Here is a 10133-nt window from a genome sequence, read left to right as displayed (position 1 = left end):
TATTCAAGGGGGCTTTTATCCGTTTCTTCGCCTCAGGTCCACCTGCGTTAAACGGATGGGGTTTGGGCCGAGATGTCGTCCACGACGTCCTGCAGCGTCACGGCCGCCAGCGTGTTCTCCATCGCTTTTTGCGCCGAGGAGAAAATCGGTTCGATCGCCGATTGAATATTTTTGCCGACCGGACAATCCGGGTTGGGATGATCATGCACGGCAAACAAGCCGTCTTCTTCCACGACGTGCACGGCGCGGTAAACGTCAAGCAGCGTGATTTGGTCTAACTGCCGCGATAGCTTGGCTCCGGCAACCCCCGTACGGACTTCCACCAGCCCTGCTTTATTTAGCATGCCCATGATTCGGCGGATCACGACCGGGTTTGTGTTGACGCTGCCGGATATATACTCCGAGGTGCTAATCCCGTCCTTGTTGATTTCAAGCAGGGACAAGATATGAATGGCCACGGAAAATCTGGAGCTGATCGTCATGTTAAGCCAATCCCCCTTTCCATCATCTTGTAACCATATTAGTTACTTAAGGAGGAGAATGTCAACCGCCTTTCTCACTGGAGAGTGTTGGAATCGCTGCCTCTCCTTTTATCTACCGTCAAGCAAGTTGCCCAGGCCGCCTAACAGGCTGCCTTCATCCTTGCGGCCCGAATAACGGGACGCGGACAACACGCGGTCCGCCAAACGGCTGAACGGCAGCGATTGCACCCATACTTTGCCGGGGCCGCGCAGCGTCGCGAAGAACAGTCCTTCCCCGCCGAACAAGGCGGTCTTTACCCCTTTGACGAATTCGATATCATAGTCGACCGAAGCCGTCATGGCGACCAAACAGCCGGTGTCAAGGCGCAGCACCTCGCCGGGAGCCAAGTCTCTTTCGATCACCAATCCTCCGGAATGCACGAAGGCCAGCCCGTCGCCTTCGATTTTCTGCATAATGAAGCCTTCTCCGCCAAAAAAGCCGGTGCCGAGCTTACGCTGGAATTCGATCCCGACGGACACGCCTTTGGCAGCGCACAGGAAAGCGTCTTTTTGGCAGATGATCTTCCCGCCGAGCATTTGCAGGTCGAGCGGCACGATTTTGCCGGGATACGGAGAAGCAAAGGTTACGGCCTGCCGGTTGTACCCGGCGTTGGTAAACACGGTCATGAACAAGCCTTCGCCTGTCAACAGCCGTTTGCCTGCCCCCATCAGCTTTCCCATGAGCCCGCCGCCGCCTTGATTGCTGCCGTCGCCGAATATCGTCTCCATCCGAATATCCGGGTCCATCATCATAAAGCTGCCGGCTTCGGCAATGACGCTTTCTCCCTGATCCAAGTGAACCTCCACGCATTGCATTTCGTTTCCGATAATCCGATAATCGATTTCATGAGCATTCATGGAACGAATCGCCTCCAAAGATTGAATTTTGATTATGTAAGGACATGAATTAAGCTTGCTGCAAAATAGCTCGAATCACCGAGTAGCTGATCAGGCTGCGATCCCGGTACACCATAGCCACCGAATCGGGATGCTCGCCGAGAATGCCTTTTTGCAAAATGGCCGCGCCAAATCCGCGTTCCACCGCCCCGTTAAACGTAAAGGTGACGCAGTGCTCGGCCGCAAATCCGCAAACCACCACGAAGTCGGTGTCCTGTTCGCGCAGAAACTGTTCGAGGTCAGTTTTCCAAAACGCGTTGTTCCATGCTTTGGAAATCCGCAGATCGGAGTCGGCCAGCTTAACCTCAGGAATCACCTCGTACCCCGGAGTTCCTTCGCCCCCGTCCTTATCTTGGACCACGACGACGGGCCGCCCCGCTTCCCTGAACAAGTCGGCGACGGCATTTATATACTCGCACGCTCCCGGGATTTCGCTTTGGATTCGCGGATGGTTCAAAAAGGCTTGCTGCATATCGATGATTAATAAAGCCGGTTTCATGCCTGTTCCTCCTTCGTCACCCGCTTAAGGGTCCCTAGTTTCTAACATTATACACGATCCATGGTCCTGGCGCCGATAAGAGCCGCAGAAGTTTTTTTAGAATTATCCGACGAAAGCGGTTGACCCTCACATTAGTGTTAGGGTTTATAATGAATCCAAGAAGGCAGGTGATTCGAAAGCGATGAGAATCGGTGAATTGTCCAAAGCGACCGGCGTCAGCATCCGCTCCCTTCGTTATTACGAAGAGCAAGGCTTGATCACCTCGAGACGGCTGGATAACGGATACCGCGATTACCACAGCTTTTCGGCCGAACAGGTAAAGACGATCCAGTTCTATTTAAGTCTGGGTCTTACGACGGAGCAAATCGCCGGCTTCCTGCATTGCGTGATGACCAGCAAAGAGGCGTTCTGCCGCGAGATCATGCCTGTTTACCGCAGCAAGCTGAAGGAAGTCAACGCTCAAATCGAGCTGCTGCAGGCGATCAAGGCCAATCTGGAGGAGCGGATCAGCCATATATTAACCGAAAATCCCGAAATGGAGATGAATGAGAATGGCAACGAAACGGATTGAACATGAAAATGAGTTTGCACAGGCGATACAAGCACCGGGACTTACACTCGTCGATTTTGACGCGCCTTGGTGCCCGCCGTGTAAGGTTTTGTCGCCCATCCTGGATGAAATGCACGAGGAGTACGGCGGCGCCATTAACCTGCTGAAGGTGAATTGCGACGAGCTGCCGGCTTTGGCCGCGCAATTCGGCGTGATGTCCATGCCGACCGTGATCTTCTTCCATCAAGGCCAGCCCGTGGAGAAGCTGATCGGGCTGCGGCCGAAGGAAGCTTACACGAGTTTGATCGCGAAGTACCCGTCCCCCTCCCAAACGGCATAAAGGAATGGGAATGAAAAGAAGCAGCAGGTACCGATTGGATGAATCGGCGACCGGCTGCTTCTTTTTGCTTCTCTCTTCTTTTCATTCGTAAACATGAATATCGCGGAGTTGCTTGGCTTGCTCGATATAAGGCCCCTCCGACAAGTTGTTGAATGCCAGATGGGTAGCCCGCAAACTAAGCAGCTGATCGCCGGTTTTGAGGCCAAATTCCCTCCAGGTCGTCAACGGCAGCGTAAAATACCCTTTGCTGTTCAAATAAACCCAGCAGAACATGCGTTCCTTAAAGGTAATGGCCTCCCCCTCCGGGATCGCGAATTGCTGAAGCTGAGGAATGCTGGCGAAAATCGTGGCAAGCGGCGAGTTGGCAATCAGTTCTTTGCAAACGACACTAAAGCCTTTGGCCGTATTCCGGCCCGTCATCAAAATAATGTTGGAGTCCGGGCGAATCTGGTACTCATGCAGGGCTTGATCCGGAAGGTAAAACGATCCGTCGGGAAGAATTTTGCTCCATGCGTAAAAGTACTTCCCGCCTTTGGCATTAACTGCCATATATATCATCCCCCGAGCGTAATGAATATCTATCTAGAGGCATTCAACCCGTCAGCATGCCGACTTATTGAATGTCTACTTAATAGAATAATCATCGCCCAATCGCGGGGGCGTGAGATATGATTTTAATCACCTTGAAGGCCATTTGGAATAAGATTGGTAATCCTATTCGGTCAGCTCTTCGATTTTTTCGCCAAAATACAGTTTATGCACTTTCAGCACGACAATTTTCAGCGTCATATATATGGGAATGGCTAAAATCATGCCCAGAATGCCGCCGAAATCTCCGGCCACCAGCAACAGGACGATCGTTGTCAAAGGATGAATGTTGATCGTCTTGCCGTAAATGTACGGGGAGATCAAATTGCCTTCGATTTGCTGCGCAAGCACCACGATGAGGATGACCCATACCACCATGGACGGGGACACCGTGAAGGCGACGATGACGCAAGGAATCGCTCCCAGCAACGCGCCGAAATACGGGATGAAGTTAAACAGCGCCCCAACGACCGCGAGCAGCAAAGGATACGGCAAGCCGATCAGCCAAAAGCCGATGAAGCTCATAAAAGCGAGCAACACGGCACTGATCATCCGTCCGGCGATAAATCCCTTCAGCATGTTGTCGATTTCATGAATGACGCTTGCTCCGTCACGCCGGTACCGAACCGGCAGCATCCGCACCAGGGAAGGCGTAACCCGCTCGTCCTCCTTCAACATGTAATAGAGCAGGATCGGAACGGTACCTACTACGATCACGAAATCGTTTAGGAAGGTCACCACATGCGATAAATAACCGGAGATGGCTTCCATGGCCGAATTCAGGTATTCCGTGACTTTGTTCATCAATTCCGGGCTCGTCTCGTTCGACACCATCGAGAAATAACGGTTGTTGCGGAAATCATTCATCTGCGATTGCACGCCGTTGATCAGCTTCGGCACGTTATTCATGAATTCGATGATCTGCCTCTGCAGCGGCGGCCAGACGACGATCAGGAAGATCGTAATCACTCCGGCAAACAGCAGATAGATCAGCAGGATCGAAAGCATCCGATTCAGCTTCTTGCGTTCCAGGAACTGCACGATCGGCCGCAGCAAGTAATACAGAAATCCGGATATCGTCAACGGGACGATCAAAATGGATACCAGAGTCACCACCGGATTAAAGATAAAGCTGACCTTGGACAACAAATAAATGATGGTCAGCGCCATAATAATCCCCAGCGACGTTCGGTAGAACGGGTGTTGCCACACGTTTTGTTCCCCCTCTCCCTCTCTTCCGTCTCCAACGGCAGGTTACGAATCAAACCTCCGGCATCGTATCCAGCGCGGCGTCCAGCAAGGCATCAAACCACTCGTCGTCTTCTTCGATCCGCCCATCGACCGCAAGGAATTGTTCCTCGATGCCCGGCTCACCGGCATAATGAAGGCTGTAATCCCAATCCTTCCCCTTCTGACTGAAAAACGTAATTTCATAGGCGGCCTTGTGCGAGGTCACCTCGAAGACGGTTTTGCCGATGTAGGATCCGTCCTCCTGGCGCTGCATTTCGGCGTGAACAATATTCAATTCGGACATGCGCTTCACAACTCCTTTATCTAGAAAAAACTGATTGTTATATTGGATTGTCTTCTTGCAATATCGTACCATGTTTTAAGTCAATAGCAATATGCAGAACTTGTACGGCGACGACTCCTCTTGCCGAAACGAAACAATCGTCGAAGTCCAAGAAGGATTGGCTGAAGTATCGGGAGAGCAAAATTATTATTGGCTAACCCCTTTGGCTCACATTACAAATTCATTATGAGATGGTGTATGATAAGACAATAACCCATTTCCAAAGTATGGAGGAGACCGTAAATGTCCGATTTTCAAACGAAACTGGAGAAATATGCAGAACTGGCCGTCAAAATAGGCGTGAACGTACAACCCGGCCAAAACTTGATCGTCAATGCAACCATCGATTGCGCGGAGCTCGTCCGTCTTATCGTCAAGCAAGCTTATGAAGCCGGGGCTAGATTCGTCAAAGTCAACTGGAGCGACGATGTGGTCACCCGCCTTCGCTACGATATGGCTGCCGAGGAATCGTTCCTGGACGATCCGAAATGGTATGCCGGCGAAATGCTGGAATACGTGGAAAACGGGGCAGCCGTGCTGCACGTGATCTCGTCCGATCCTGACTTGTTGAAGGGCGTTTCCACCGAACGCCTGACCAACCATCAGAAAACGTACGGCAAAGCGATGAGCAAATACCGCGAAATGCAAATGTCCGACAAATTCAGCTGGTCGATCGTTGCGGTTCCTTCCAAGGTTTGGGCGGATAAAGTATTCCCTGACCTTCCCGAGGAGCAACGCGTTCAGGCCTTGTGGGAAGCCATCTTCCGTACGGTTCGCCTGGATCAGCCGGATCCGATCGCCGCTTGGCAGCAGCACATCGACAATTTAACGCAGAAATCCGACTACTTGAACGCGAAGCGTTATAAGAAACTGCATTATAAAGCACCCGGGACCGACCTCACGATCGAGCTGCCGGAAGGTCACCTGTGGGTCGCTGCGGAAAGCATTAACGCACAAGGCAACACCTTCCTGGCCAACCTGCCAACGGAAGAAGTCTTCACCGCTCCGCTCAAAACCGGGGTGAACGGCACGGTCGCAGCGACGAAGCCGCTTAGCTACCGGGGCACCGTCATTGACCGCTTCTCGTTAACTTTCGAAAACGGACGTATCGTGGGCTATCAAGCCGAAGTTGGGGCCGACGTCCTGAAGCAGCTCGTGGAGTTGGACGAAGGTTCGCATTATCTGGGAGAGGTGGCGCTGGTTCCGCATAACTCCCCTATCTCGCAATCGGGCATTTTGTTCTACAACACGCTGTTCGACGAGAATGCCTCCAACCACTTGGCGATCGGCAACGCCTACGCCTTTAACCTGGAAGGCGGGAAATCGATGTCCCAGGATGAGTTGTCGCAGCGCGGATTGAACTCCAGCTTGGCGCACGAGGACTTTATGGTCGGATCCGCCGAGATGGATATTTTCGGCGTCACCGCGGACGGCAAGGAAGAACCGATCTTCGCGAAAGGCAACTGGGCATTCTAAACTAAGAATGAAAAAAGCGTCCCCGCAGAACCGTTCTGCGAAAGGGGCGCTTTTTTCATGTGCAGCGTTTTTAGGATTCGACGTTCGCAGACCTTGCGGAAGCCATAAAAGCCCGTCTGCGCTGGATCATCGCAGCGGTCGCACTTAGGAGAACCAGCAACGCTAGGAATCCCGCCAATATCCATGCCGACGTGTCGGCACCGCCAATATCCATGCTCTCCCCCACTAGCAGGGGCAACAAGGCGCCCCCCACGCCGCCTGAGGCGATCAACAAGCTGGGAGTCGTTTCCTCAGAGCCCGGCAACAATTTGTTGGCAAAGACGAGCGCAATGGAGAAGAGTCCCGACATAAATAAACCAAACAGAACGATGAACATAAATAGTAAAGCGATACCCCCGCTCCAGGCAAACAGGGAAATGACTACGAAACTGATCAGGCAGCCCATGGTCACGTAACGGCTATAGGAAATTCGCTCCGCGACGACACCGGCAAATAAACGTCCGATCGTCATGGCCACCCAGAATAAGGTCACGCTGAACGCAGCGGTCGGCTTATCGATTCCGAGCTTCTCAATCAGAAGAGATGGCAAGAAATTGACGAAGCTCATCTCCGTACCGACATACACGAAAAAGAACACGATAAAAACAACAAGCAACAGCCCCCGGGTTCCCTGGTATTGCTTCAACCTAGTCCCCTTTTCTGCCGCCTTCTCGCTTCTAGCTTGCAGGGTCTCTTTGAATTCGCCGAAGCGGCCTTTTCCCCAGGCAAACAATAGGACGAATGCCAGAACCGAAACCAGCAGAAACGTATACCGCCAGTTCTCCAACCGAATAAAGACACCCGCAGCGAGCGGCATCAGGAGAGCCCCCAGTCCGAAGAATACCTCCAACCGGCTCATGGCCACGGCTGTTCTCTCCGTGAAGGAAGCGATAATGATGGTTCCGATCACCGCTTCGATCATTCCAAATCCAAAGCCGGCTACGGCCCCTACAGCGTATAACCACTCCCATGGCGGAAGCAGTGTATAAACGAACTCCGCCGCGCACAACATCCCGGTTGCTATCAGCAAAGCGTTCAGCTTTCCAAGTCTTGAAATCAGCAGAGGGGAAATCAAAACTCCCACCAGAAAACCGGAAAACTGGGCAAAGATCAGCAAACCTCCGTCGCCGTAATCTCTACCGTAATGCTCCAGTAAGCTAGGCATCAACGAACCGACTACAACGTGGGCCAAACCGATCAGCAGATAAGACCAGCATCCCATCCAAAATAAACGTTTCACGAATTCTCTCCTCTCGCCTCCCACAGATGCAGAACATACACTTTCTCTATTGTAATGGATCGCTATAGTTACGTCATCTGTAGAAACCTGACGAAATAGATCTCATTTTTGTTATAATTATGGTAAAACGTTCCTTTTATAGTGAATGTAGAGTAAAATTGGGATAGAGCGAGGATAGAATTAGGAATTTGGATTTCGGTTACGAGATGGAGAGGTACTTTATGGCCGGTCGGTTACAGTGTTTGCTTACCTCCAATTTTTTGGAGCTGCCCGAGGATGCTCAGGAAGAAGTCTACTATGCCTATTTAGATTTGGTATACGGCACGGTTTATTATATGGTGAAGGATCATCAAGCAACCGAAGACATAATTCAGGAAGCGTTCTTGATGGTTGCCCTCAAGAAGCCGGCTTTCGATAACGAAAACAGCTTGCGCGCCTGGTTGAAAACGGTCTCGCGGAATATGGCCATCACCTATTTGCGCAAGAATCGGAAACATGATTGTACCGTCGATTCGGACAGCGCGATGCAGGAGATTGCCGCGACGGGTTGGCTGGCGGATTCCGTTGAGGGTTGCGTGGAGACCAAGCTTTTGGAGGAAACGATCAGTTCGTATTTGCACCATATCAAACCGGAGTACCGGATGCTGCTTGAATACCGCTGGAAGCAAGGGCTCAGCTACAAGGAAATTGCCGAACGCATGGGATTATGCGAAAATCTCGTGCGGCAGCGGTTATATCGGACCCGGGAAGGAATCAAAAAGATGCTTCATAAAGAATGGGAAGATCAAAAACCGGATGCCTCTTTATAAAATGGAGACATCCGGTTTTATTTTGATTTAAGCGCCGGCTTCTTCCAACGGCAATAGCTGTTGACGAATCAGCTTGACGCGGGAGATTCTCTTGTTGTCGGTTTCCTCCACCACGTACGTGTATTCGCCGTATTCCACGGTTTGCCCTACCTGCGGAGGCAGCAGATCGATCCGGGAATACAGCCAACCGCCGATGGTGTCATAGTCGTCGGAATCCAGCTCCAGGCCGAACCGGTCATTAATGGACTCAATCAACATCAATCCGTCGATCGAATATTCATGTGTGTCCAGTTGCTCGATGCCGGGACGTTCTTCGTCGAACTCATCCTGAATTTCGCCAACGATCTCTTCGACGATGTCCTCCAACGTAACCATTCCGGAGGTCCCGCCGTATTCATCGATCAATATCGCGATTTGCGTTCTCCCCCGCTGCATGCGTTTCATCAAATCGCTGATGGGGATCGATTCCGGCACGGCCATGATCGGACGGATCAAGTCGCGAAGATTGCGGGTTTGGGAACGGATCAAGTCCTTGATATGAATAAATCCCATAATATGGTCCTTATCCTGATTGCAGACGGGATAACGGGTTCTTGTGCCTTCCAAGGCGATTTCCAGGTTTTCTTCCAGCGAATGCTGGGTATATAAACAAATCATTTCGGTCCGGGGGATCATGATTTCCCGGGCGGTCGTATCGGCGAACTCGAAAATATTGTCCACCAGCGACATTTCCGTGCTGTCGATCAAGCCGCTTTCGCTGCTCTCCTTCATCATCACGCGGATTTCTTCTTCCGTGTGCAGCGCGTCCTGCTCCGACACCGGCGCGATGCCGAACAGCCGCAGGAGACCGGAGGAAAGTCCGTTTAACATCCAGATGAACGGATACATCAGCCGGTAAAATATGCGCATTGGCCAGGCAAACCATAACAGAATGGTCTCGGCCTTACGGACGGCGATGGTTTTAGGGGCCAGTTCCCCCAGCACGATATGCAGGATGGCGATCAGCATAAACGAAACGGCTAACGAAACGACAACGACCGGCCTTTCGCCGAAGCCCATCATTTCAAACAGCGGTCCAAGCATACGGGCAACCACAGGTTCGCCGAGCCAGCCGAGCCCCAACGAACTGAGGGTAATCCCAACCTGACAGGCCGACAAATAACCGTCTAGCCGGCTTAACAGCTCTTTAGCGATCCTCGCATTCCTTCGCCCCTCTTCGGCTAAAGCCTCGATCCGGGAATTTTTCACCTTCACAATGGCAAATTCGGCCGATACGAAAAATCCGTTAAGCAACACCAGTAACACCATGAATCCTAAAGAATAAAGACTCGGTAAAGGGTCACTCAATACGTTTCCTATTCCCGCCGGTCCGACGGCGAATAGGTGCACCTCCTTCGTGAGTTAAAATCATCGATATTTTGTTGCTTTTCATATGAGAACTGCAGCTTTAATTTCCCAAGGGATCCATCTCCTTTTGCCATGCTTGGGCTTCCGTATGATGAATTCATCTTAATTATATTATTATACACTACACAGTCAAACGCGGCGGTATTCCTGACGAACAGGCATGGCAGGCTCCAAAAAAAAAGGCCCCCGTTTAG

The 10133-nt window shown here is 51.6% G+C and carries 12 protein-coding genes; 4 read left to right on the top strand and 8 right to left on the bottom strand.

Translation table 11 applies throughout. The features are described 5' to 3' along the window. Positions 1–47: 47 nt before the first annotated feature. The 3 genes from MJ257_RS23640 to MJ257_RS23630 all read right to left on the bottom strand — a co-directional run bounded on the left by MJ257_RS23640 (position 48) and on the right by MJ257_RS23630 (position 1917). A complete protein-coding gene (locus tag MJ257_RS23640) occupies positions 48–482 on the bottom strand; it encodes an Rrf2 family transcriptional regulator (RefSeq protein ID WP_240271600.1) in 435 nt (144 codons plus the stop codon). A gap of 108 nt (positions 483–590) precedes the next feature. Continuing rightward, positions 591–1379, bottom strand: coding sequence for a TIGR00266 family protein (locus tag MJ257_RS23635; protein ID WP_240271598.1), 789 nt, complete (start codon positions 1377–1379; stop codon positions 591–593). Positions 1380–1428: 49 nt separating this feature from the next. Further along, positions 1429–1917 (bottom strand): isochorismatase family protein, encoded by a 489-nt coding sequence (locus MJ257_RS23630; RefSeq protein WP_240271596.1) that lies wholly within the window; start codon positions 1915–1917, stop codon positions 1429–1431. A gap of 181 nt (positions 1918–2098) precedes the next feature. Here MJ257_RS23630 and MJ257_RS23625 point away from each other — a divergent pair, with 181 nt between their 5' ends. Then, the gene (locus tag MJ257_RS23625; RefSeq protein WP_240271595.1) at positions 2099–2488 is read left to right on the top strand and encodes a MerR family transcriptional regulator; all 390 of its coding nucleotides are present in this window, start codon (positions 2099–2101) and stop codon (positions 2486–2488) included. Beyond that, the gene (trxA, locus tag MJ257_RS23620; protein WP_240271593.1) at positions 2469–2807 is read left to right on the top strand and encodes a thioredoxin; all 339 of its coding nucleotides are present in this window, start codon (positions 2469–2471) and stop codon (positions 2805–2807) included. Before MJ257_RS23625 ends, trxA begins: the two co-directional genes overlap by 20 nt. An 81-nt stretch (positions 2808–2888) precedes the next feature. Here the strand turns inward: trxA and MJ257_RS23615 are convergent, their stop codons facing one another. From MJ257_RS23615 to MJ257_RS23605, 3 genes are all read right to left on the bottom strand, one after another. After that, on the bottom strand, positions 2889–3356 hold the full coding sequence (locus tag MJ257_RS23615) for a hypothetical protein (protein WP_240271592.1): 468 nt from the start codon (positions 3354–3356) through the stop codon (positions 2889–2891). Positions 3357–3521: 165 nt separating this feature from the next. Further along, a complete protein-coding gene (locus MJ257_RS23610; RefSeq protein ID WP_240271591.1) occupies positions 3522–4607 on the bottom strand; it encodes an AI-2E family transporter in 1086 nt (361 codons plus the stop codon). Between the two features lie 49 nt (positions 4608–4656). Continuing rightward, the gene (locus tag MJ257_RS23605) at positions 4657–4929 is read right to left on the bottom strand and encodes a hypothetical protein (RefSeq protein WP_240271589.1); all 273 of its coding nucleotides are present in this window, start codon (positions 4927–4929) and stop codon (positions 4657–4659) included. 282 nt (positions 4930–5211) lie between these two features. Here MJ257_RS23605 and MJ257_RS23600 point away from each other — a divergent pair, with 282 nt between their 5' ends. Next, complete coding sequence (locus MJ257_RS23600; RefSeq protein ID WP_240271588.1) at positions 5212–6444, top strand: aminopeptidase; 1233 nt, start codon at positions 5212–5214, stop codon at positions 6442–6444. Positions 6445–6514: 70 nt separating this feature from the next. On the opposite strand, the gene MJ257_RS23595 is transcribed toward MJ257_RS23600, so the two are convergent. Next, positions 6515–7723: an MFS transporter gene (locus MJ257_RS23595; RefSeq protein WP_240271586.1), complete on the bottom strand. Its 1209-nt coding sequence runs from the start codon at positions 7721–7723 to the stop codon at positions 6515–6517. Positions 7724–7944: 221 nt separating this feature from the next. Between MJ257_RS23595 and MJ257_RS23590 the strand changes: the two genes are divergently transcribed. Continuing rightward, on the top strand, positions 7945–8532 hold the full coding sequence (locus MJ257_RS23590; protein WP_240271584.1) for an RNA polymerase sigma factor: 588 nt from the start codon (positions 7945–7947) through the stop codon (positions 8530–8532). 27 nt (positions 8533–8559) lie between these two features. Here the strand turns inward: MJ257_RS23590 and MJ257_RS23585 are convergent, their stop codons facing one another. Beyond that, positions 8560–9840, bottom strand: coding sequence for a hemolysin family protein (locus tag MJ257_RS23585; RefSeq protein WP_240271582.1), 1281 nt, complete (start codon positions 9838–9840; stop codon positions 8560–8562). Positions 9841–10133 lie beyond the last annotated feature (293 nt).

The sequence above is a fragment of the Paenibacillus timonensis genome, from assembly GCF_022427145.1.
Lineage (GTDB): Bacteria > Bacillota > Bacilli > Paenibacillales > Paenibacillaceae > Fontibacillus > Fontibacillus timonensis.
The sequence above is the reverse complement of the archived record's forward strand: the minus strand, read 5'-3'. Positions and strand labels throughout refer to the sequence as shown.